Source organism: Rhodococcus coprophilus NBRC 100603 (assembly GCF_001895045.1).
GTDB classification, from domain to species: Bacteria; Actinomycetota; Actinomycetes; order Mycobacteriales; family Mycobacteriaceae; genus Rhodococcus; species Rhodococcus coprophilus.
In genome coordinates, this window is the sequence record NZ_BDAM01000005.1 from 53,131 (window position 1) to 76,303 (window position 23,173).

The 23,173-nt window shown below is 66.9% G+C and carries 21 protein-coding genes; 13 read left to right on the top strand and 8 right to left on the bottom strand.

The features are described from left to right. Positions 1 to 3: 3 nt before the first annotated feature. Complete coding sequence (locus RDCOP1_RS21475) at positions 4 to 144, bottom strand: hypothetical protein (protein ID WP_169848867.1); 141 nt, start codon at positions 142 to 144, stop codon at positions 4 to 6. A gap of 281 nt (positions 145 to 425) precedes the next feature. On the opposite strand from RDCOP1_RS21475, the gene RDCOP1_RS09015 reads away from it, so the two are divergent. Next, positions 426 to 617, top strand: a complete 192-nt coding sequence (locus tag RDCOP1_RS09015; RefSeq protein WP_072699798.1) for a hypothetical protein — start codon at positions 426 to 428, stop codon at positions 615 to 617. A 63-nt stretch (positions 618 to 680) separates the two neighbouring features. Here the strand turns inward: RDCOP1_RS09015 and RDCOP1_RS09020 are convergent, their stop codons facing one another. After that, on the bottom strand, positions 681 to 881 hold the full coding sequence (locus RDCOP1_RS09020; protein ID WP_072699799.1) for a CsbD family protein: 201 nt from the start codon (positions 879 to 881) through the stop codon (positions 681 to 683). A 135-nt stretch (positions 882 to 1,016) separates the two neighbouring features. Here RDCOP1_RS09020 and RDCOP1_RS21480 point away from each other — a divergent pair, with 135 nt between their 5' ends. Beyond that, on the top strand, positions 1,017 to 1,175 hold the full coding sequence (locus RDCOP1_RS21480) for a hypothetical protein (protein WP_169848869.1): 159 nt from the start codon (positions 1,017 to 1,019) through the stop codon (positions 1,173 to 1,175). Positions 1,176 to 1,178: 3 nt separating this feature from the next. On the opposite strand, the gene RDCOP1_RS09025 is transcribed toward RDCOP1_RS21480, so the two are convergent. Together RDCOP1_RS09025 and RDCOP1_RS09030 are read right to left on the bottom strand one after the other, a co-directional pair. Further along, positions 1,179 to 2,198, bottom strand: coding sequence for a magnesium transporter CorA family protein (locus RDCOP1_RS09025; protein ID WP_072699800.1), 1,020 nt, complete (start codon positions 2,196 to 2,198; stop codon positions 1,179 to 1,181). A gap of 72 nt (positions 2,199 to 2,270) precedes the next feature. After that, positions 2,271 to 5,753: a serine/threonine-protein kinase gene (locus RDCOP1_RS09030; protein ID WP_072699801.1), complete on the bottom strand. Its 3,483-nt coding sequence runs from the start codon at positions 5,751 to 5,753 to the stop codon at positions 2,271 to 2,273. Between the two features lie 161 nt (positions 5,754 to 5,914). Between RDCOP1_RS09030 and RDCOP1_RS21755 the strand changes: the two genes are divergently transcribed. From RDCOP1_RS21755 to RDCOP1_RS09065, 7 genes are all read left to right on the top strand, one after another. Then, positions 5,915 to 6,271 (top strand): hypothetical protein, encoded by a 357-nt coding sequence (locus RDCOP1_RS21755; protein WP_072699802.1) that lies wholly within the window; start codon positions 5,915 to 5,917, stop codon positions 6,269 to 6,271. Next, complete coding sequence (locus RDCOP1_RS09040) at positions 6,265 to 7,392, top strand: class I SAM-dependent methyltransferase (protein ID WP_072699803.1); 1,128 nt, start codon at positions 6,265 to 6,267, stop codon at positions 7,390 to 7,392. Before RDCOP1_RS21755 ends, RDCOP1_RS09040 begins: the two co-directional genes overlap by 7 nt. A gap of 117 nt (positions 7,393 to 7,509) precedes the next feature. Continuing rightward, positions 7,510 to 8,361 carry a Bax inhibitor-1/YccA family protein gene (locus tag RDCOP1_RS09045; RefSeq protein ID WP_072699804.1) on the top strand — a complete coding sequence of 284 codons (852 nt, stop codon included), beginning with the start codon at positions 7,510 to 7,512 and terminating at the stop codon, positions 8,359 to 8,361. A 109-nt stretch (positions 8,362 to 8,470) separates the two neighbouring features. Continuing rightward, the gene (locus RDCOP1_RS09050) at positions 8,471 to 9,856 is read left to right on the top strand and encodes a cystathionine beta-synthase (protein WP_072699805.1); all 1,386 of its coding nucleotides are present in this window, start codon (positions 8,471 to 8,473) and stop codon (positions 9,854 to 9,856) included. A gap of 14 nt (positions 9,857 to 9,870) precedes the next feature. Continuing rightward, entirely contained in the window at positions 9,871 to 11,022 is a 1,152-nt protein-coding gene (locus RDCOP1_RS09055) for a cystathionine gamma-synthase (protein WP_072699806.1), read from the top strand. A gap of 108 nt (positions 11,023 to 11,130) precedes the next feature. Continuing rightward, positions 11,131 to 13,041 (top strand): YecA family protein, encoded by a 1,911-nt coding sequence (locus RDCOP1_RS09060; RefSeq protein WP_231922985.1) that lies wholly within the window; start codon positions 11,131 to 11,133, stop codon positions 13,039 to 13,041. Positions 13,042 to 13,191: 150 nt separating this feature from the next. Beyond that, the gene (locus RDCOP1_RS09065) at positions 13,192 to 14,556 is read left to right on the top strand and encodes a C40 family peptidase (protein WP_072700353.1); all 1,365 of its coding nucleotides are present in this window, start codon (positions 13,192 to 13,194) and stop codon (positions 14,554 to 14,556) included. A gap of 70 nt (positions 14,557 to 14,626) precedes the next feature. On the opposite strand, the gene greA is transcribed toward RDCOP1_RS09065, so the two are convergent. Together greA and RDCOP1_RS09075 are read right to left on the bottom strand one after the other, a co-directional pair. Continuing rightward, on the bottom strand, positions 14,627 to 15,121 hold the full coding sequence (greA, locus tag RDCOP1_RS09070) for a transcription elongation factor GreA (RefSeq protein ID WP_072700355.1): 495 nt from the start codon (positions 15,119 to 15,121) through the stop codon (positions 14,627 to 14,629). Between the two features lie 225 nt (positions 15,122 to 15,346). Then, positions 15,347 to 15,775, bottom strand: coding sequence for a DUF4307 domain-containing protein (locus tag RDCOP1_RS09075; RefSeq protein WP_072699807.1), 429 nt, complete (start codon positions 15,773 to 15,775; stop codon positions 15,347 to 15,349). A gap of 181 nt (positions 15,776 to 15,956) precedes the next feature. Between RDCOP1_RS09075 and mca the strand changes: the two genes are divergently transcribed. Genes mca through RDCOP1_RS09090 form a run of 3 tightly spaced genes read left to right on the top strand, consistent with a single transcriptional unit; the run spans position 15,957 to position 19,208 of the window. Beyond that, positions 15,957 to 16,817, top strand: a complete 861-nt coding sequence (gene mca, locus RDCOP1_RS09080) for a mycothiol conjugate amidase Mca (RefSeq protein ID WP_072699808.1) — start codon at positions 15,957 to 15,959, stop codon at positions 16,815 to 16,817. Further along, a complete protein-coding gene (locus RDCOP1_RS21170) occupies positions 16,814 to 17,179 on the top strand; it encodes a hypothetical protein (protein WP_084722523.1) in 366 nt (121 codons plus the stop codon). Before mca ends, RDCOP1_RS21170 begins: the two co-directional genes overlap by 4 nt. A gap of 34 nt (positions 17,180 to 17,213) precedes the next feature. Then, positions 17,214 to 19,208: a thioredoxin domain-containing protein gene (locus RDCOP1_RS09090; RefSeq protein WP_072699809.1), complete on the top strand. Its 1,995-nt coding sequence runs from the start codon at positions 17,214 to 17,216 to the stop codon at positions 19,206 to 19,208. A 10-nt stretch (positions 19,209 to 19,218) separates the two neighbouring features. On the opposite strand, the gene RDCOP1_RS09095 is transcribed toward RDCOP1_RS09090, so the two are convergent. Next, positions 19,219 to 19,914: a TetR/AcrR family transcriptional regulator gene (locus tag RDCOP1_RS09095; protein WP_231922984.1), complete on the bottom strand. Its 696-nt coding sequence runs from the start codon at positions 19,912 to 19,914 to the stop codon at positions 19,219 to 19,221. A gap of 141 nt (positions 19,915 to 20,055) precedes the next feature. On the opposite strand from RDCOP1_RS09095, the gene RDCOP1_RS09100 reads away from it, so the two are divergent. Then, positions 20,056 to 22,140, top strand: coding sequence for a hypothetical protein (locus tag RDCOP1_RS09100; RefSeq protein ID WP_072699811.1), 2,085 nt, complete (start codon positions 20,056 to 20,058; stop codon positions 22,138 to 22,140). Between the two features lie 48 nt (positions 22,141 to 22,188). Here RDCOP1_RS09100 and RDCOP1_RS09105 read toward each other — a convergent pair whose 3' ends face one another. Next, a complete protein-coding gene (locus tag RDCOP1_RS09105; RefSeq protein WP_371836813.1) occupies positions 22,189 to 23,118 on the bottom strand; it encodes a mechanosensitive ion channel family protein in 930 nt (309 codons plus the stop codon). Positions 23,119 to 23,173 lie beyond the last annotated feature (55 nt).

A 23,173-nucleotide genomic window follows, 5' to 3' on the forward strand; every position in this document is an offset into this window, starting at 1 on the left:
CGCTCAGGGGCGACCGGAGAAGATCGAGTTGTAGTCGTAGGGGCCGACCTGGGCGGCCTGCGCGACCGGCTCGGCCTGCTCCGGCTCGTTCGGGTTGACCGGCTGCAGGAACAACGGGTTGTTGGCTTCGGTGTAGCTACTCATGATGGAGGTCCTTTCGGGTTCGGCGCGGACAGCTCCGGCCGAAGGGGTGCGACGAGGTGCAAACGGCGAGGTCGCGCAGTGTGTGCGCGGATACTCGGGTGCAGATCGAAGAAGATCATCGAGGCTCGTCCGAAGAGAATAGCTCGGAGGATGCGAACCGTACGATTTCTCCACCCTACACCCCGGTTCGCACAACGGACGTGTGACACGGCCCGGGGGGTCACCGCGCGTCGGCGAAAGCGAAGGTTTAGCGCAGGGCATGCGCCGGGAAGTACTCGGGCATGGCAACTTACAGAGTGATCGACCCCAAGGGTGACGTAGTCGAGACCAAGGAAATCGCCAGCGCCGACGCCGCGCACGCATGGTTCGTCGACAAGCGAGCCGACAACAGCGAACTCGGCTGGCGAATGGAAGCCCAGAACGACGAGGACGGTACCTGGCACTTCTTCGACGACACGGAGGGAACGTCCTGAGTCGTCCTACGACACGCCCGGGGGCCGCGCACGATGCGCGGCCCCCGGCATGTCGGGCAGGTATCAGTCCTGCTTGAAAGTCCTCTTGATGTCGTCTGCGGCGTCGGAGACCTTGTCGCCTGCCTGCTTCACTCCACCCTTCGCCTTATCACCCCGGCCTTCGGCTTCGAGGTCACGATCATTGGTGGCCTTGCCACCCTTCTCCTTGGCCTTGCCGGCCAGTTCTTCGGCCTTGTGCTTTGCCTTGTCGATGAAATCGGCCATCGGTCGGTCCTCCTTGTTTGTCGGACGGTTCTCACTTCGAATACCCGGCTCGCGTGAAGTGAAACAGCACGTCGACAACGTGTCCCGAAACTCCGCAACCGTGTAAGACTGCCTGGAGCGACACGAGGAGGAGCAATGTCAGACCCCAACGACGACGCTATCGGTGACACCCCGGATGCCGATCCCGAACTGACCCGCAATCGATCCGGTGGGGGCGCTGCAGGGGTATGGCGGGTGGTCACGTCGCTCGTGGTGGTGGCGTTGGTGATCGTGTTGATCGTGGTCTTTCTCTAGGGCTCAGAGCCAGTCACGACGTTTGAACAGCAGATACAGCACGGTGGCGGAGAGAGCGATGACGATCGCCACCGTGACGAGTCCCGTACGTTCACCGACGCCGGGGTAGGGCACATTCATTCCGTACCAACCGGTCACGGCGGTCGGCACCGCGATGATCGCCGCCCATCCCGTCAGCTTCTTCATGACGGTGTTGAGCCGGGCGTCCTGAAGCGACAGGTTCGTCTCGAAGATGGTGGTCACCATGTCGCGCAAGGATTCGGTCCATTCCGCGGCCCGCAGGACATGGTCGTAAAGATCGGTGTACCAACTGTCCAGTTCGGCCGAGATTCCGTGTTCGGCGCGAAAGTGCATGACCGCGTTGACGATCTCCCGCATCGGCAGCACCACCCTTCGCAGCTGGACGAGTTCTTTCCGGAGCCGGTAGACGCCCCTCTGGATTGTTTTCGTGTGCGCTTCGTCGGCGAAGAGCCCGTCCTCGATGTCCTCGATCGCATCGTCGAGGTCGCGGATGGTGTCGAACTGGCCGTCGACGATCACGTCCAGCAACCCGTGCAAGAGCGCGGCGGTGCCGTATTTGACGAGGTCGGGGTTGGCGTCCCAGCGGTTGACCACATCCTGCATATCGAACGGACCGCCGCGACGGACGGTCACCAGGCACCCGGGAATCATGAACGCCGAGACTCGTGTCGTGGCGAGACGGGATTCATACGTCTCGAGGGCGGGGTCGGGCGTGGTCAGGAGATGCGTGGCGTAGACCGTGAGGAAGGTGTGCGTCGGGTAGCGCGTCGCCTTGGTGCGCTCGCTACGTGCGAGCGCGTCTTCCACCGCGAAGGCGTCGAAGCCCAGCTCCTCCGCGAGATCGAGCAGGCGCTCGGGTTTCGGATCGAGCAGATCTACCCACACCAGGGAGTCCGGATCCTTCAGGTGCTCCGACACGTCCGCAAACGGGAAATCTTCGGCCTCGAGCTTCCCATGTCGCCACACCCTGGTGCGGACCTCTCCGTTGTGGATCGTGGTCATGCTGGAAGTCTGCCCCAATGTGTCCGCTCGAGTGCCGGACCGGCGTGTCCCGTGTGCTGCCGTCGACGGCAGTCACAACCGCGTACCGACGCCTTCGGCTTCGGCCAGTCGCACCATTTCGGCGAGGAATGCTTCGTCGACGATGGGCCAGCCCTTGGGCGTGTTTCCGCTCCGCACCCTGTCCTGCAACGATTCGAGGACCGCAACCACACGCGGCCCCCCATCGATGAGGTGCCGGACCATGCCCCGTTCCCCGCACAAAGCGACCAGCGGTGCGACGGTTCGCTCAGCTTCCTCCTGCCGGCCCGCGGCATGCAGGCATGCGACGACCAGGCGGGTGTAACTCATGTGTGTACGAGGTCGCCGGCCGGCGGTCCGGCGCTGCCACCACCGTGCCCATTCGACGGCCTCGGCCACTGCGGCAGGTTCGCCGCTGCGGTAGAGCATTCGGATGGCGGTGGCGGCCTCGTACTGCGCGGTGACCTCCTCGGGCCCGACCGAGGGTCGGGTGTCCGAATCCGGCATCGTTCGTCGCGGAGCGATCTCAGGTTCGACTCCCAACCGCATCCGTTCGTTCTCGATGCGCGCACGCAGTCGCGGCAGATCGTGCGTGAACGCCGCGTGCAGTCCCTCGTCGAGCAGCGCGACAGCAGCCGGCCTGTCTCCCCGCAGCATCTTCAACCGGGCGCCGGTCGCGAACCGGGCGATCATGAAATCCGCTATGCCGCCCTCGATTCCGAGTAGCTTGCTTTCGTCCAGCAATGTCTCTGCCTCGGCGATGCGGCCTTGCTCGTACATGAGCTCGCCCAGCATCGCGGCCGACAACCGGCCCACATGGGTATGGATGCCGCCGCTCTGACGGGCCGCGCGCAACGCACGGCGGAAGTACTCCTCGGCCGCCGCGACGTCGAGTTGCTCGTTCGCGGCGATGCCGCACAGACACAACCCGTAGATCGAGGCGAACTGCCCGCGTGTGCGCTCGTGGTACGGCCGCGCCCACTCCTGCCGCCGCCGCACATTGTCGAACTCGAAGCGGAGGAGATCCGCATAGCAGGCGAAGACCGTCGCGGCGCCCACCACCCCCGGGCGGACTTCGTCGGGTGCCGTGAGCACGGGTTCCACCAATTCTTCGATGCCCTCGACGTGATCGGTGTTCATCAGCAGGGCTGCCTCGGCGACGCGGGTTTCGACGAGGAGCGTGTCGAGGTCGTCCCGGGGCAGGGTGCTCCGAGCACAGACGGCCGGGATGGCAGCGAGGGCAGACCGCGCCTCGGAGAACCGTTGCAACGCACCGCAGGCCCACGCCCGGCTCAGCAGCAGACGGGGGTCGTCGGCGACCGCGCGAGGTGGGAGTCTGCCGATCAGGGCCAGGAGAGTGCCCATGTGTCCGTGCTCCATGAGAACCATGCCGTCCGTCGCCACGAGATCCACTGCGAATGCGGTGTCACCTGCTGCGAGAGCGTGATCGACGGATTCGCGGAACATATGGTGTCGCGCACACCATCGTGCAGCGGCGCGGTGCAGTTCGGGGATGCGTTCGGGGTCGTCGCGTTCGAGGCGACGGTGCAAGAACTCGCGGAACATGTGGTGGAATCGGAACCAGATGCGTTCGTCGTCCACGTGCCGCAGGAACAGGTCGCGCTGCTCGGCCTCCTCGAGCATCGCCTGGCTCCGTGGCTCGCCGGTCAGCGCGGTTGCGAGACCGGCGCAAACGGATTGCGCGACGGAGATCGCGGTGAGGAACTCGTACATCTCCGGCTCGAGGGTGGAGAGGACGTTGTCCGCGAGGTATTCCCCGATCGCGTGGTGGCGACCGGTCAGATTCTCGATGAGAGCCGAAGGATCGTCGCTGTCCCGCAACGACAACGACGCGAGTTGGAGGGCGGCGGCCCAGCCCTCGGTGGTGTTGTTCAATTCCCGCACATCGTCTGCGGTGAGGTTCAACCCTCCCACGTCGCGGAGAAATTTCTCTGATTCCTCCTCATCGAAACGCAGTGCTGCCGAATCTATTTCGAGAAGTTCGTCGCGCACCCGCAAACGGCTTAGCGGTAGGCCCGACCGGCGCCGGCTGGTGACGACCACCTGGAGGTTTTGTGGTCCCTGCTCGAGCAGGAAGTCCAGAGCAGCAGCAGTTTCCCGCGAGGTGACCCGATGCCAGTCGTCCACCACGAGCGTCATCGGCTCACCGGTCCGGTATATCTCGTCGATCAGGCTGCTCAGGACGTAACGGGTCGCGTCGTCACCGTGCGACTGCAGAATCTGCTCGAGGTCGCGGGCGAGCGCCGGGCGGACCTGCTTGACCGCTTCGATGAGGTGCGCCAGAAACCACAGGACCTTGTTGTCGTCACTGTCCACCGTCAGCCAGGCAACCGGAATGCCCTCGGCGGTGAGTACATCCCGCCACTGGGCCGCGAGGGTCGACTTCCCGAAACCGGTGGGGGCGTGGATTGCGGTGAGCCGCCGCCGCTGTCCTGTGCGCAGCAGACGGAGCAAGCGGGTGCGAGCGACCAGCGGTCGGGTGGCCGCCGGAGGACGGAAGCGGGTTGTCGGGGCAGCGGACGGTGACGTCACACCCGTAGCGGAGGGGGTCGGCTTCCGTGAATCCGTGCCCGGCGTATCGGTGGGTTCGGGAGGTGGCGCCCCGGGAAGCGCCATGTCGGCCACTTTCAAGCCGTGGCTCCACTCGATCCGGCGGAGCATCTCCCCGAAGTCCGCCGCCGTCGCCGGCCGATCCCCGGGATCCGGTGCCATGCCCAGTTCGAGGGCGGTGCAGACGTCGTCGGGAATCCCGGAGCCGCGCAGGTCCGGGACGGGCTCGGACGTGATGCGCACGAACTGTGCGACAACCCGCTCGCCCTCCTTGCGCTCGAACGCTGCGTGCCCGGTGATCGCGCAGAACAAAGTGGCGGCGAGCCCGTACACATCGGAGGCAGGTGTCGGCTGCTCCCCACGCAGGATCTCCGGTGCGGTGAATGCAGGCGATCCGGTGATCATGCCGGACGACGTGCAGAAGCCGTCGCCGACACGTGCGATTCCGAAATCGGTGAGCTGCGGTTCGCCGTACTCGGTGACGAGAATGTTGCCCGGCTTGATGTCGCGGTGCAGGACGTCGGCACGATGTGCCGTCTCGAGTGCCCCGGCGACCTTGACGCCGATCCGTATCGCCTCCGGCCACGGCAGAGCACCGTGTCGACGGATCCGCGTCTCCAGCGAATCGTGGGGGTGATAGTGCATCACCAGGTACGGCTGACTCTCGTCGATCGTTCCGGCCTGCAACACGTTGACGATGTTGGGATGCCCCGAAAGCCGTCCCATCGCGCGCTGCTCCCGCAGGAATCGCTCGAGGTTGTCGGGATCGAGGGTCGTACGCAGGACCTTCACCGCGACCGTCCGGTCCAGTGATTCCTGACGGCAGCGGTACACGATCCCGAAACCGCCCCGGCCGATCTCCCGGGCGTCGGTGAATCCTGCCTCGGCAAGAGCCTGCACGACAGCTGCGTCGTCGACCCTCGGCGCCGGAGCGCGCTGGGTCGAGATCGCTTCGTTCTCGTGCATCGTTTCGATCACCTCGCACGGCCGTTTTCTCAGGGTAGTCCCGGAATGTGCAGTCCCGGCGCGGATCGTCTGCGAGCCCTCGTCTACCGTGATCCGACCGGACGCTGGCAACGGCGCCAACGGCCCGGCTCAACGACACTGCTATCAGAAGTGGGACATACATGAAGAAGACTGTCGCGGCGCTGTTCGGCGCTGGTGTGGTCCTGTTCGCGGGGGCGTGCGGATCCTCGGATGGAACCGCCTCGGCCGACGAGACCACCACGACCACGACCACCACGAGTGCGTCGTCTTCCGCACAGGGCGGGGCAGGGGTCCAGCTCGGCAACAGCTACGAGGACAACTGCGAGGCTCTCCTGCCGTACCTGGACGAGCTCGAAGGATGGGGCCAGGACCGCGTGCAGGCTGCGCAGGCTGTCGCGGATGCACAGCAGCAGCTTCCGCAGTGGCAGGAACTGGACGCAGGGCAGCAGGCAGACACGCTCCGCGCCATCGAGAACGCCGGCAAGGGCGAGTGCTGACAGACCCGCTGTTCGACAGGTTGCGGCGCTTCCCGGATGTGGAAGCGCCCAATCTGTTCGCTGTCGATGCCGCGGACCGGCTGATCCTCGACGAGGCCCACACCGCCCTCGAGACGGCTCCGCGTGGCACCGTCGTCGTCATCGACGACCAGTACGGTGCGTTGACCCTCGGCACGGCGGTTCGATACGACGCCTCAGGCCTGCGTGTCCACCAGGACTCGATCGTGGCCGAGCGCGCACTCGCCGCCAACGCCTCCCGCGAGAACCTCGCGGACAGATTCACCACGCACGCGCTCGACGACCGGTTGCTCCGAGGTGCTCGCGTCGTGCTCCTGCGACTGCCACGCTCGCTCAGCGCCCTCACCGAGATCACCGAGACTATCGCCGCCCACGCCGATCCCGACGTCGCAGTCTTCGCCGGCGGCAGGGACAAGCACATCACCGTGGCCATGAACGACGTGCTGGCGCGGTCTTTCGCCGACGTCCGGGCATCGCGGGGGAGACAGAAGTCGCGCGTGGTGATCGCACGCGACCCGAAACCGGGCCCGAGCACCTATCCGGTCCGGGAAACGCTCGCCGAACTGGATCTCGTCGTCGTCGCGCACGGCGCCGCGTTCGCAGGCCCCAAGCTCGACATCGGCACCCGCTTCCTGCTCGAGTTCCTGCCGCGGGTCGCACCTGCCGCGTCGGTCGCCGTGGACCTCGGATGCGGCACCGGAATCCTCTCGGCAATGCTCGCCCGTAAGCATCCCGGACTGCAAGTGATCGCCACCGACCAGTCGTCCGCCGCGGTGGCGTCGGCCGCGGCGACAGCCTCCGCGAACGGTCTCGCCGATCGCGTCGAGGTGCTGCGCGACGACGTCGCCGGGTCGCTGCCCGATGCCTCCGTCGATCTCGTCGTGTGCAATCCGCCGTTCCACATCGGCGCGGCCGTCCATACGGGTGCCGCCGAGAAGATGTTCGCGTCCGCCGGCCGCATCCTCCGTCCCGGAGGAGAGATGTGGACGGTCTACAACTCGCATCTCCGCTACCGTCCGATCTTGAATCGCGTGGTCGGCGCCACGACCGTCGAGGGTCGCAACCCGAAGTTCACGGTGACTCGGTCCGTACGAAACCGGTAGAGTCCACTTTGTCCGGGGCCCGCTCCGAGCAGACCCCGACGGTCATCCGGAGGTGGGAACTTTCGCCCCGGCCGACGCGTTGAGCGGACAGAAGCGACCACCAGAAGGGAGTGCCCGGTGCGCACCACCAGTAACCCGGTGTTCCGCAACCTGCCCAAGCAAGAGGGCGGCGGATACGCCAGTTTCGGCTCTGCGACGGCAGGTGCCACGCAAGCCACCCAGCAATTCGGCCAGCCGCAGTACTCACCTACGGATCCGTGGGCACGCCCCACCACCGAGCGGTCGATGACCATCGACGACGTCGTCACGAAGACCGGCATCACGCTCGGCGTGCTCGCCGTGTCGGCGCTGATCTCCTACGTCCTGGTCACCATGAACACCGGCCTGGCCGCTCCCTTCGTCATCGGCGGCGGTCTCATCGGGCTCGTCCTGGTTCTCGTGGCCACCTTCGGTCGCAAGATGGACAACCCGGCGATCGTGCTCGGGTACGCGATCGCGGAGGGCTTCTTCCTCGGTGCGCTGTCGTTCATGTTCACCGATATCACCTTCGGCGGTACCGGCGGTTCGACACTGATCGCGCAGGCCGTCCTCGGCACCTTCGGTGTCTTCTTCGGCATGCTCGTCGTCTACCGCACCGGTGCGATCCGCGTCACCCCGCGGCTGACCAGGATGATCGTCGGTGCGCTCGTCGGTGTGCTGATCCTCGCGCTCGGCAATATCATCGCCGGCTTCTTCATCGACGGTGGCCTCGGCCTGCGCGACGGTGGCCCGCTCGCCATCATCTTCAGCCTCGTGTGCATCGGCATCGCCGCGTTCAGCTTCCTGCTGGACTTCGACTCCGCCGACCAGTTGATCCGCGCCCAGGCGCCGGAGAAGGCCGCGTGGGGAGTCGCCCTCGGCCTCACCGTCACCCTGGTCTGGCTCTACGTCGAGATCCTGCGTCTGCTGAGCTACTTCCAGAACGACTAGGTGTAACCACGCACGAAGGCCCCGGGCGAATCCGCCTGGGGCCTTCGTCGTCGCCAGGGCATCCCGACCGTCTCCGCGGTACCGGACCGGCACGTGGGACCATGGGTGTATGCGCATTGCGGATTCGGTCGTCGACCTCATCGGAAACACCCCACTCGTCAAAATCAACTCCGTGGTGAAACCGGGGTCCGGACTGGTGGCTGCGAAAGTCGAGTACCTCAACCCGGGCGGTAGCTCCAAGGACCGCATCGCGGTGAAGATGATCGACGCTGCCGAAGCCTCCGGCGAGTTGAAGCCCGGCGGCACCATCGTCGAACCCACCTCCGGTAACACCGGTATCGGTCTTGCACTCGTCGCCCAGCAGCGCGGATACAAGTGCGTGTTCGTGTGCCCCGACAAGGTCGGTGAAGAGAAGCGCAACGTGCTCCGTGCCTACGGCGCCGAAGTTGTCGTGTGCCCGACCGCCGTACCGCCGGAGCACCCCGACAGCTACTACAACGTCTCCGATCGGCTCGCTGCCGAACTTCCCGGAGGCTGGAAGCCCAATCAGTACTCCAACCCCGCCGGCCCCGAAAGCCACTACGAGAGCACCGGCCCCGAGATCTGGGCCGACACCGACGGAAAGATCACGCACTTCGTCGCAGGCGTCGGCACCGGCGGCACCATTTCCGGTACCGGGCGCTACCTCAAAGAGGTCTCCGGCGGCAAGGTCAAGGTCGTCGGTGTCGACCCCGAGGGTTCGGTGTACTCGGGTGGAACCGGGCGCCCCTACCTCGTCGAAGGCGTGGGCGAGGACTTCTGGCCCAGCGCGTACGACGCATCCATCCCCGACGAGATCATTGCCGTCTCCGACGCCGACGCGTTCGAGATGACCCGTCGGCTCGCCCGGGAAGAGGGGCTGCTCGTCGGCGGTTCGTGCGGCATGGCGATGGTGGCCGCGCTGCAGGTCGCAGAGCGTGAAGGCCCCGACGCCGTAGTGGTCGTGCTGCTGCCCGACGGCGGCCGCGGCTACCTGGCGAAGGTCTTCAACGACAAGTGGATGGCCAGCTACGGATTCCTGCGCGCGCCGCTCGACGGCAAGCCCGACGACTCCACCGTCGGCGACGTGTTGCGGGGCAAGTCCGGTGACCTGCCCGACCTCGTGCACACCCACCCGTCCGAGACGGTGCGCGACGCGATCGAGATCCTCCGCGAGTACGGCGTCTCCCAGATGCCGGTCGTCGGTGCGGAGCCGCCCGTCACCGCCGGTGAGGTCGCCGGGTCGGTCAGCGAGCGGGAACTGCTCAGCGCCGTCTTCGAAGGTCGCGCGAACCTTGCCGATCCGGTCGAGAAGCACATGAGCGCCCCGCTGCCCAACATCGGCGTCGGTGAGTCCGTTGCGGACGCGACGAAGGCGTTCGGCGACACCGACGCGCTCATGGTCATCGACGACGGTAAGCCCGTCGGCGTGATCACGCGGCACGACCTCCTCGGATTCATCTCCCAAGGCCGATAGGACACAGATACTTCATGACCGATCAGAATCAGCACGGTTTCGCCACCCGCGCCATCCACGCCGGTTTCGAACCCGACCCGCAGACCGGTGCCGTCAACGTCCCGATCTACGCGTCGTCCACGTTCGCGCAGGACGGCGTCGGCGAGATGCGCAGCGGTTTCGAGTACGCGCGCACCGGCAACCCCACCCGCCGCCCTCTCGAAGCGAATCTTGCGGCGCTCGAAAGTGGTACGTACGGCCGGGCTTTCGGTTCGGGTATGGCGGCCACCGACTGCCTCCTCCGTTCGGTGCTGCGCCCCGGCGACCATCTCGTGATCCCGAACGACGCATACGGCGGCACGTTCCGTCTGATCGACAAGGTGTTCACGCAGTGGGGCATCGAATACACCCCGGTCTCGGTCAACGACGCCGACGGCGTCCGTGCGGCGCTGCGGCCCGAGACCAAGCTCGTGTGGCTCGAGACCCCGACCAACCCGCTGCTCAACATCGGTGACATCGCGGCGCTGGCCGACGTCGCGCACGAAGGCGGCGCCAAGCTCGTCGTCGACAACACGTTCGCGTCGCCGTATCTGCAGCAGCCGCTCACGCTCGGCGCCGACGTGGTGCTGCACTCGACGACCAAGTACATCGGTGGTCACTCGGATGTGGTCGGCGGCGCACTGGTCACCGACGACGAGGAACTCGACGCCGCCTTCGCATTCCTGCAGAACGGTGCGGGCGCGGTGCCGGGCCCCTTCGACGCCTTCCTTACGTTGCGGGGCATCAAGACGCTCGCGGTCCGCATGGAGCGGCACTGCGACAACGCCGAGAAGATCGTCGAACTGCTGTCGGGACACAAGGCCGTCACCAAGGTGCTCTACCCGGGTCTGGACGACCACCCGGGCCACGAGTACGCGGCGAAGCAGATGCGCCGGTTCGGCGGCATGATCTCCGTACGCCTCGCCGGCGGCCGCGAGGCAGCGCTCGACTTCTGCAAGCGCACCGAGATCTTCACGCTCGCCGAGTCCCTCGGTGGTGTGGAGTCGCTCATCGAGCATCCGGGCGCGATGACGCACGCGTCGACCGCCGGTTCGGCGCTCGAGGTCCCCGACGATCTGGTCCGCCTGTCGGTCGGTATCGAAGACGCCGCAGACCTGCTCGCCGACGTCGAACAAGCCCTGGGCTGACCATCGCCCACGGGTAGTCACCACCACGAAAGGCGTCCCTCGGGGCGCCTTTCGTCGTCGGTGACGAGGTGGTGCCGAGCTGCTCGGGAACCCCGTACGATCACGAACGTGACCGACAGCGCAGCCCCCGAAGACGCCCTGATGGAAGCCGCTCTCGAGGTACTGAGGATGAACGGTCCCCTAGCCACCGAGGAGCTCGCCGACCACTTGGAAGAGGAGGGCCTGGGCTCGGCCGACACCCTCGTCCGGGATCTCGAGGACCTGCCTCCGCACCCACTGGTGCTGTCGTTGCCGGACGGCCGGTTCGCGGCACTCGACGCTCTCTTCGAGGGCCGGATCTTCACTCACCGGCTTTCCGCCGACGAGATCGCCCGTGACCTGATCGCCGTCGACGACGTCGAACCACTCTTGCTGCTCATCTCCGACGAGGACGACTTCGAACTGGTGGCGGTCGACGAACAACACGACCGTCTCGCCGAGCGCGGCGTGACCGACGACGATCCGCTGCCGCCGGAAGTGCTGCTGTTTCCCCGCGGCACGTTCGCCGGCCGGACCCCGGGCGACCTGGTGGCGCTCACCGCCGGAAGCGGAAGGCTCTCGCTCGTCAGGGTCGACGACGACCCGACGCCCGTCCCGCTCTTGCTCGACGTGCTCGGACGCCGCAGCGCCGAGGGCGACGCCGCGAGTCTCGACGACGAACTTCTCCAACTGCTGGCCGACACCCCGTCGGCTTTCACCGAACCCGCTCCGCCGCTGACCGAGGCGATCGCGGCCGCCGGACTCGAGCGATCGGGCGATCTCGTCGCTCCCGAGGGGTTCGACTTCGAGGGGTACATCAGCAGGACCATGTTCGACGATTACGCCGACCAACTCGGTATCCCCGTCGACGCGGTTCCAGGTGTCGCGCTGTTCGCCTCGTTGGTCGATGCGATCGACTCCGGCGACGACGAAGACCTCGAAGAGCGCTTCGCGCAAGGCAAATCGGGATTGTTCGCCGTTCTCTCCGACCCGGAGATCGCCGAGATCGTCCTGGACGAGCTGATCGGCGAGGATTTCGCGCCCACGTCCATCGAGGAAGCGGCGCTGTGGTTGCTCGACCACGCGCCCCGGCGGACAGTTGCAGCGGCGTACTGGTTCGCGGCGCGCGGGGCCGAGGCGGACGGGCGCATCGAGGAGGCGGAGCGACTCTACGAGAGGTCCGCGGACGAGGGCGGAGCGTTCGACCTCGCGCTGTTCGACCTGGCGCGCTACGCCTCCGATCGCGGCGACGCGGTCCGCGGGATGTCGCTGCTCGGCCGGATCCCGGGTGGGGACGAGCACCCGCTCTACGACGTGTTGCAGCGCTTTCAGCCCGTCGAGCGGCCGGGTCTGGGGCGAAACGATCGCTGCTGGTGCGGGTCGGGCCGAAAGTACAAGGTGTGCCACCTCGGTAAGGCAGACCACCCGATCGAAGAACGCGCGGAGTGGCTGTACCTCAAGGCGACGATGCACGCGCTCGACCCGGCGTGGGCCGACGAGCGGGTCGCGCTGGCGGAGGCGCGTTCCGGTTACGGCGACGACGACGCGGTGGCCGACGCTGTGAACGACCCGTTGGTCGACGACGTGCTGCTGCACGAGGCGGGTGCTTTCGCCGATTTTCTCGAGCGGAGGGGCGTGCTCCTACCCGAGGACGAGGCGGAGCTGGCGCGACTGTGGAGTGGTGTCGCCAGGTCGGTGTTCGAGGTGCGGGACGTCCGGGCGGGGGAGGGCCTGACGCTGCGAGATGTCCGGAGCGACACCGTGTCCGACGTCGGTTCGCCGACGATCACCGGCGACCTTCCGGTCGGAACGTTGCTGTGTGCGCGCGTGCTGCCCGCGGGAGATCTCAACCTGATGCCGGGTGGCGCGGAGGTCGTCACGGCAGAACAACGAGAGGTGCTGCTCGAGTTGCTCGGCGGCGAACAAGTCGACCCGGTGGATCTCGTGGAGGCCCTCACGAGTGCTGATGCCGCCGACTTCTTCGCTTCGATCGACGAGTAGCTGTCTCCCCATAGGTCACAGCCATCTCACCAGCCCCAAAACTGAAACCTGTTCTCGAATATATGTGATATGAAGTAGCAGTATTCGTACCGGTGACCGGGGTCACAAGTACGGTGAATGTGTTCGGTCATCGGGATGTGGGGGTTGTGGATGTCAGTCGACCCGTCTGCGGTCATCGTGGCGGTGGCCACGGCAGCGAGCGCCATCGTCCAGGGAGCCGACGTGCCGGTGGAGGTAAAGGACCAGGCCACCCAGGTGATCGAGTCCTTCCAGGCGACGGCCCCGGCGACCGATACGGGTGTGCAGGACCTCGTGGCAGCTCTGCCCGAGTCCATGCAGCAAAGCGCGGAACAAGCCGTCGCCGACGCCACGCAGTCGGTCGCGGAGATGATCGAGCCGCATATCCCGGCCGAGGCCGCCGCGTTACTCGAACCCGCACCGCCGGAACTCGCGCCGCAACCGCCGGCCGCGCGCCCGACACCTTTCGGAATCGTTCCGCCGGTACCGCCCGTCGCACCGACACCTGCACCGGGTCCGGGCACGGGGTCCGCTGTCCCCGGCGGCACAGGTGGAGGCGGAGGGGTCGCGCTGCCGCCGATGCCCGCAATCCTCCCCGGCACGACCCTTGCTCCGATCGGGGCGATCGCAGTGTTCGCACCGTGGCTGAAGAAGGCCGGAGCGCTCTGCGACGGCGTGACCGCACCCGTGCTCGCCGCCCTGTACTCGGCCGAGAACGGCTTCCGTTACGGGCCCACCGCGCCCGTCTCGCCGGTCGGCGCCAAAGGGCCAGGTCAGTTCATGCCCGGCACCTGGGACGAGTACGGCAAGGACGTCGACGGCGACGGCAGGGCCGACGTTCTCGGCATCGCCGATCCCGTGATGGCGTCGGGCAACCTGCTCTGCGACAACTACAAGCTCATCGACGACTGGAAACGCCGCGGCCTCGTCGAAGGCGACACCCTCGATCTCACCCTCGCCGCGTACAACGCGGGCGTCGGAGCCGTGCGCCGATCCGGCGGAATGCCTTCCGGCCACCCTGATTACGAGAATCAGACCAAGCCGTACGTCGCCAAGATCCGCGCGTCCGAACCGGTGTTCGCGCGCATGCTCTCGCCGTTCCTGGGGCTCGGGCTCGGCGGCGCCGGCGATGTCGGTAATCGCATCGTCGACCTCGCCTTCAAGTTCCTCGGCCTTCCGTACGTGTGGGGCGGCGGCAACATCAACGGCCCCTCCGGCGGCGGATTCGACTGCTCGGGTCTGACCTCACATGCGGTGTTCGCGGCGACGGGCATCACGCTCCCACGCACCTCCGAGACCCAGTGGCGGGTCGGCACCGAGATTCCGCTCCAGCTCGCACGGCCGGGCGACCTGCTGTTCGGGAACTGGCAGGCCGGCGGACCGGGGCACGTCGCGATCTACATCGGCGGAGGACAGATGGTGCACGCCCCCACGACAGGTGACGTCGTCCGGGTCGGAGCGGTGTTCCCCGACATGAAGGCACGTCGCATCATCTGATAGTCCGCCCGAACGAGAAGAAGGGCCACGCCGGATGTCCGGCGTGGCCCTTCTTTCTGCGATTCGGAGATCAGCCCTGGTACGGCTCCGCGCTGACGAGCGTCACCTTCATGGTGTTGCCGTTGGGCAGCGTGTACTCGCGGGTCTCGCCGACCTTCGCCGAGATCAGTGCGCCACCGATGGGCGAGCCGGGGGAGTAGGTCTCGAGGTCGCCGTTGCGGGCGCCTTCTTCACGCGTCGCGATCAGGAACGTTTCCGTGTCGGTCTCGTCACCGTCGTAGTAGACGGTGACGACCGAACCGGGGAGTGCGACACCGGACTGGGTCGGTGCCACCCCCACCTTGGCGGCGCTGAGCAACTCCTGGAGCTGACGAATGCGGGCCTCTTGCTGGCCTTGCTCTTCGCGCGCCGCGTGGTACCCGCCGTTCTCCTTGAGGTCACCTTCTTCGCGACGCTCGTTGATCTCGGCCGCGATGACGGGACGATTGGCGATGAGCTGGTCAAGTTCGGCCTTGAGTCGGTCGTACGACTCCTGGGTCAGCCAGGTCACCTGGGTCTCGGTCATCTCGATCACTTCCTTCAGGTTGGAGCCCCCGGCTCCGTGGACAAGTCGTGCACGTGCAACGACTACGAGCACGACCCCCGCAATCCCCCCTGGTATGCAGGTGAGCAGGGCCGCACTGTGCTTCTATGCAGCAATACACGGCCCCAATGGGTGGAACCGTGTATCCGGCTATTCTAGCACCATCGCGCTCGGGTGCCGGGAAAACCGCTGCTTAGAGTATGAAACTCAGGGCGCGCGGAGATAGTCCGGAGCGTCCGTGCTGCACCCGTATTCGTCGGCCATTCCCGGTCGCTGTGTGGTGGTGATCCGCGACGTGAGGACTACGGAGGCCGAATCGGACGCGGGGATCAGCACCTCGCGCCGGCCGGTTTCGCTGCCGTCCTTCGAGCGGGCGCGGATCACACAGACCGCGTCCTGCGCAGGATCCTCGCGGGTGACTTTGAGCTGAACCTCGATCGTGTGGTCGTCGACGACATCGAATGCCACGATCTCCGACTCGATCGGCGGCGTGTTGTTCTGGAACAACACGAACGCGAGGAACAGGCCGGCTACGAGACCGGCCGCGGTGTACCCCCAGCGTCTGCCGCGCATCGACCCCTTCTTCGAGGGGTAACGATCGGAGGGGTAGCGGTCGGTCGTGGTGGTGTTGCTCATCACTTTGCCTTCGAGCCCGTGCAGGCGGGCGGGCGGTGCCGCGGGGTCACGGCTGACGGAGGGATTATCAGGTGGAACTATAGGGGAAGGACCCGAACGGCCCGCGAGGCGGGCACCGATGAGGTCACGACCATGCACACGAACGTGAGGTGGAGGAAAATACGTGAGCGGACTACGGCTCATGGCCGTGCATGCCCATCCCGATGACGAGTCGAGCAAGGGTGCGGCCACGATGGCGCGTTACGCGGCCGAAGGGAACGAGGTCCTCGTCGTCACGCTCACAGGCGGCGAACGCGGCGACATCCTCAACCCGGCGATGGACGTGGCAGGCGTCCGCGACCGCATGAGCGAGGTGCGGCGCGAGGAAATGGCCGAGGCGGCCCGCATTCTCGGGGTGAAGCAACTCTGGCTCGGTTTCGTCGACTCCGGGTTGCCGGAGGGCGATCCCAAGCCGCCCGTACCCGAAGGGAGCTTCGCTGCCATCCCGCTCGACGAGCCGGTGCGCAGGCTCGTCCGGGTGATCCGGGAGTTCCGGCCCCACGTCATGACCACCTACGACGAGAACGGTGGTTACCCCCATCCGGATCACATCCGGTGCCACGAAGTGTCGGTGGCCGCATTCGACGCGGCAGCCGACCCGGAGTTCCACCCCGAACTCGGCGCGCCGTGGGAAGTGTCCAAGCTGTACTACTCGCACGGCTTCATCCGTAAGCGCATCGAGTTGTTCCGCGACGAGTACGTACGCCGGGGCGAGAAGTTCCCGATGGACGAGTGGCTGAACCGGTGGAGGACCGAGCAGGGCGACCTGATGGCCCGGGTGACCACCCAGATAACCTGTGGTGACTACTTCCCGCAGCGTGACGATGCGCTGCGGGCGCACGCCACGCAGATCGATCCCAATGGATCGTTCTTCGCGGTGCCGTTGGATATTCAGCAGAAGGTGTGGCCGACGGAGGAGTTCGAATTGGCCAAGACCCGCGTATCCACGCAGATTCCCGAGACGGATCTGTTCGCGGGCATCGAGGACGGACAGGTGAAATGACGGTAGGCACGCTGGCGGTCGAGGTCCTTGCACAGGACCCCACCGGACCCGAGTTCGGTAAGGCGTCGCCGTTCGGTCTCGCTCTGGTGATCGTGCTGCTGGTTGCGACGGCTCTGCTGATCTGGAACATGAACAAGCGTCTGGGCAATCTGCCCGAGACCTTCGAACCGGAACATCCAGAGCCGGACCAGTTGGCGGACGACGGAACGCTGCCGGGCGTGGTGGTGCCCGCAAGCGACGGCGACGGGTCGCCCGCGGCGACCGCAACCGGGGCATCCACGACGGGCGCCGACACCGTGAAGCCCGGTGCGGCAGAGTCGCCGGCGGACCCGGAGCGCACGCCGCCAGCCACGTCGAACTGACGTCGCGGCCCGCGCTTCGACGTAACGTGGGGGAATGGCGAATCTCCTTGCGGATTCACTGAGCCCCTACCTCCGGCAGCACGCCGGCAATCCGGTCCACTGGCACGAGTGGGGCGACGCGGCGCTGGCTGAAGCGCGCGAGCGTGATGTGCCGATACTGCTGTCCATCGGCTATGCCGCGTGCCACTGGTGTCACGTCATGGCGCACGAGTCGTTCGAGGACGATGCCACCGCGGCCGTCATGAACGAGAATTTCGTGTGCATCAAGGTCGATCGGGAGGAACGTCCCGATCTCGACGCGATCTACATGAACGCGACCGTCGCGACGACCGGTCAGGGCGGGTGGCCGATGACGTGCTTTCTCACTCCCGACGGTGCGCCGTTCTACTGCGGCACCTACTACCCGAACACGCCGCGCGGCGGGGTGCCGTCGTTCCAGCAGTTGCTTCACGCGATCGCCGAGACCTGGGACCGCCGTCGCGACGACGTGGGCGAGGCCGCGGCCGCCATCGTCGCAGAACTGCAGCGCAGCAGCGGTGGCCTTCCTGCCGGTACGAACAAGGTCGACGCCGCGTTGCTCGACGCGGCCGTGACGGCCGTCGCCCGTGACGAAGACCGTGAACACGGGGGATTCGGCGGGGCACCGAAGTTTCCGCCGTCGAATCTGCTCGAAGGCCTCCTGCGCGGATACGAGCGCATCCGCCGGGAGGACGTGCTGGGTCTCGTATCCCGCACCGCGGAAGCGATGGCACGCGGCGGAATCTACGACCAGCTCGGCGGCGGTTTCGCCCGCTACAGCGTCGATGCGGGCTGGGTGATTCCGCATTTCGAGAAGATGCTCTACGACAATGCCTTGCTGCTGCGGGCATACGCCCATCTCGCGCGGATCACCGGTACACCGTTCTTCCGGCGCGTGGCGGAAGAGACCGCCGGCTTCCTCCTGCGCGACCTGCGGACTGCGGAGGGATGCTTCGCGTCGGCACTCGACGCCGATACCGATGGCGTGGAGGGTCTTACCTACGCGTGGGCACCCGCGCAGCTGACGGAGATCCTCGGTCCCGACGACGGGGCGTGGGCTGCGCGGGTCTTTTCCATGACCGGCGAAGGAACCTTCGAATCCGGTACGTCCGTGCTGCAACTGCGGGAAGATCCCGACGACCCCGAGCGATTCGCGCGCGTGCGAGAACGACTGTTCCTGTCGAGGCAGAGTCGGCCGCAACCCGACCGGGACGACAAGGTGGTCACCGCGTGGAACGGCTTCGCCGTCACTGCGCTAGCGGAGGCAGGGGTGGCGTTCGACGTCCCCGAGTGGATCGACGTCGCCGCGACGTGCGCCCGGGCGTTGCTCGACCGGCACCTCGTGGGCGACCGTCTGCGACGGGCTTCGCTCGGCGGGGTGGTGGGTGAACCGGCGGGAGTGCTCGAGGACTACGGAGCATTGGTCACCGCCCTGGTGGCTGTGCACCAGGCGACCGGCGACGCGGCCTGGCTCGCCCCGGCGGTCCGCCTCGCCGACACTGCGCTCGGCGCGTTCGCCGACCCCGACAGCCCCGGAAGCTGGTTCGACACCGCGGACGACGCGACGAAACTCGTTGCACGACCGCGTGATCCGTTGGACGGCGCCACGCCGTCGGGTGCCTCGCTGATTGCGGAGGCTCTGCTGTCGCTCGCGGCGCTCGACGAGGGTGACGGGCGGTATGCCACTGCGGCGCATGCGTCTCTCGCTGCCGCGTCGATCCTGCTGGAGCGGGCGCCGCGGTCGGCCGGCCACTGGCTGGCCGTGGCCGAGGCCGCCGTTCGGGGTCCGGTTCAGATTGCGGTCGCCGGTGGCGGTGACCTTCTGCGGGCCGCGCGCCATATCGCTCCCGGCGGATCGATCGTCGTGGGTGGCGACCCCGGATCGTCGCCGCTGCTGGTGGACCGGCCGCTCGTCGACGGAATACCGACCGCCTACGTGTGCCGTGGTTTCGTGTGCGATCGTCCGGTCACCTCGGTGCCCGATCTGCTCGAGGTGCTGGCGGGGTCGTGAACGGGGTACGTCACGCCCAGGTCGACTCGGCGCGCGAGCTGAGGAAGTCGCCCGCGCTGGTGACGGGTGCCGCGAGCATGCCCGCGCACGCGTCGACGAGGAAATAGGCGAAGCCCGTCCAGTCCGGTTCGACGTGCTCGCGGTCGACGCGTTCTTCGTATTCGGCGCACGCGTCGATCACCATGTGTCCCAGCAGCCACGACCGGCCGCTGATGACCGTTTCGGGGAGATCCGCCACGCTGGCGCGTGCCCGCTCGATGAGCTCGGCAATGTCACGGTCCGTGGTGGTGCTCGCGGCGACGGTCTCGATCATCGAGGGCACCGTGCGCAGCTGGCGCAGAAAACGTGCGCGCCAGCTCGGGACGGGCAGCGACGCCAACTGGTCGGTGAGGGGAACGACGAGGCAGCTCAGCAGGTCTCGTAGATCCGGCTCGGGCCCGAGCATCTCGATCAACTCCCGGCGGCGGCGGTGCGCGTCGTCGGAATAGCGCATCATTGTCGCGCGTACGAGGGCGTCGCGGCTGCCGAAGTGATAGTTGACGGCGGAATGGTTGGCGTTGCCGGCGTGCTCGGCGATCCGCCGGTTCGACACCGCGTCCACGCCGAACGTGGCGAAGAGTTCTTCGGCCGAATCGAGCAGTGCTCGTCTTGCCTGGTCGCCGTATGTGCCCACGGTCGGGTCTGCCGCCTCTCTGTCTCGGGTCACCCGGTGTGACCGTCGCCGAGGGGACGAATATCACCACCGCTCGGTTTGATGACTTTAAGACATGCAGCGTAACTTATTGAGTCAGTCGGCGTATTTCTGGTTTCGGGAATCTCGCCGAGCCGGATACCGAGGAGATTCCACTTGACCGACACAATCGCGTCCGACACGAGCAGCTCACCGGGAAGTGACGCCGCCGAGGCCGACCTCGCGCGCGCCCGCAAGGAACACATCGGGCGCTACGTCGCGATGATCCTGCTGCCCTTCGTGATGGTCGCCATGATGATCACGGGTTACCTCGCGGCCATGCACTCACCGGCCCCCAACAACATGCCGATCGCGGTGGCCGGAGCGTCGCAACAGGCCGGGGAGTTCGCCCGGGCTCTCGAGGCGGCCGATCCCGACGCCGTGGACGTCCGGGTCGTCTCGGACGACGCCGCTGCGCGTGACCTCGTGCTCGCCCGCGAGGTCTCCGGTGCGGTGTCGCTGGGAGCCGACGGCACGGCGACCGTGTACACGGCAGGCGCAGCCGGTGCCTCGCAGTCGTCCATGGTCGGCGGTCTGCTCGCACCACCGGTGCTGGGACAGGGCCTCGATCTGGTGGTCGAGGATCTCGCTCCGCTGCCTGCACACGACACCGCCGGACTGGCGGCGATGTTCATGGCCACCGCACTGATGCTCGCGGGCTACATGCCGCTCAGCGTCATGCTGTCGAACTCTCCGGAACTCCTGCGGATCCGGCGTGTGGTCCCGTTACTGGCGGGATGGTCCGCCCTCATCGCCTTCCTGGTGTGGCTCGTGGCCGGCCCGGTTCTCGGTGCGGTCGAGGGCCACACTGCCGCGGTCCTGGGCATTTCCTGGCTGTCGGTCTTCGCGGTCGGCGCGGTGCAGTTGTTCCTCACCCGAATCCTCGGGCCGATGGCGGTGATCGTCGGCATGTTGTTCCTGATGGTCCTCGGCGTTCCGGCGTCCAACATGGGTATGTCCGTACATGCGCTGCCGGGGCTGTATGCGACTCTGCACGGTTTCCTGCCGACCGCGGCCACCGGTGAAGCGCTGCGTTCGGTCCTGTACTTCGGCGGCGACGGCCTCGGCGGTCACTTGCTGGTACTCGCGGTCGGAGCGGTGCTCGCGCTTGCCGCGACCGTGGGTGTCGACGCCCTGAAGCGTCGCCGCAATCCCGACGCCGGTGACCCCGAGATCACGTTGCCGTCGCTGACGGCGGGACCGCGTCCCGCGAGCAACCGCGTCCGGTACGTGACGCTGGCGTTCTTCCCGCTGGGCATGGTCGTGATGATGCTCTCGTTCATGCTCGGTGCGATGTATCAGCCGGCTCCGCGCGACATGCCCGTCACCGTGGTGGCCGCGACCACCGAGCAGGCGGAGCAGGTGATCGCCGGGCTGGAAGAGAACATGACCGGTCTCTTCGCCCTGGAGGCATCCGACTCCCTGGACGAGGCACGCGCCGCCGTCCAGGACCGGACGGCTGTCGCCGCGTACGTCCTGCCGTCCGCGACGTCACCCACCGCGACCCTCGTCACCAACGAAGCCGCGGGTGTGAGCCAGCAGCAGGTCGTGTCGACGGTCTTCGGTCAGGTGGCTGCCGGTTCGCAGATGCCGCTCACCGTCGAGAACCTCACGCCGCTGCCGGGCGCCGACTCCATGGGAACGGTCACGCTCTACGTCGCGATGGGCTGGATCATGTCCGGGTTCATGCTCGTCGTGGTTGCGGGCAGCGCACAGCCCGCCGCGATGCGGCTGCGTCGGTTCCTGCCCATCGCCGCCGGATGGTCGGTATTCATGTCGGCTGTCATCTGGGTCATCGCCGATCCGATCGTGGGGGCCGTCGACGGCCACTTCTGGCCGCTGTTCGGCACGGGAATCGTCGCGATCTTCTCGACTGCGCTGTTCACCGCCGTTCCGGCGCGACTGTTCGGGTTGCTGGCGGTGCTCCCGGCGGTAGCCATCCTCATGTTCCTGGGTGTCCCCGCGTCCAACGGTGCGCTGTCGGTGTACATGACTCCGGAGATCTTCACGACGCTGCACGCCGTACTGCCGATGCCGGCCGCCGTGGAGTCCGTCCGGTCGATTCTCTACTTCGGCGGCGACGCGGTCGGAAGCCACCTCGTGACCTTCGCGATCTGGGGGGCGGCTTCGCTCGCGTGCGTCGTCGTGATCGACGCCGTGCGGGCGCGGTCGGCAGCCCGGAAGCAGGCTGTCGAGGCCTGAACACCGGTTCTTCCACCCGGCCGGCGATGCGCACCCGCGCGTCGCCGGTCAGGGGGTTGCGGGGGCCAGTAACACTGTCGGCGAACCGATTTCGTCCTGCTCGAACGCCTCGAGTACGGCACGGGTGAGCGAGCGACGCACACCCCACTGCTTGCCGGCCCGCACGCGCACCGTCAGACGCAGGGTCACTGCGCCGGCGATCACGGAATTGACGCCGAGCAACTCGGGCTTGTCGAGCACGTCGGGTGCGATGTCGTCGCCTTCCACGCGGTCGAGCACCGCACGCAACGCCACCTGGCAGGCTCGGTGCACGTTGGCGGTCGGAGCGATCGGAATGTCGACGACGGCGACCGCGTGCCCCTGGCTCATGTTGCCGACCCTGAGGATTTCGCCGTTGCGGCAGAACCACAGGGTCCCGTCGATGTCGCGGATGGTCGTCACCCGAAGTCCCACCGATTCGACCGTGCCCACGGCGTCGCCGACGTCCACCACGTCACCCACGCCGTACTGGTCTTCGAGAAGCATGAACATTCCCGAGATGAAGTCGCGGACGAGATTCTGGGCGCCGAAACCGAGCGCTACACCGGCGATCCCGGCCGACGCGATGAACGGCGCGACATTGAATCCCAGGCTGTCGAGGGTCTGCAACACGGCCCAGACCAGCACGATGATCGACACGCCCGATTTGAAGACCGATCCGATCGTCTGTGCGCGCTGCGCGCGACGTTCGCGTGCGGTCGGGTCGCCGGGGGGCTTGCCGGCCCGTTGCTGAAGCGGCTTGAGGATGGAGCGCCGGGGTCCCTTGGAAGGATCGCGGGGCTTGGTCATCCGGTCTATGAGGCGGTGCAGCACGAACCGCAGCACGATCGCCGCGAGGATGTAGCCGGCGATCGCAAGTGGACGCTCGATGAGCCACTCACGGTTGGTCTCGGTCAGTTCGAAGGCCAGGTTCTGGGTCGGCAGATTCGACATAGACATCGTTGGCGAGTGTACAAATCTGTGACCAGTGGGGCAGATGGTGTGAGATGTGACA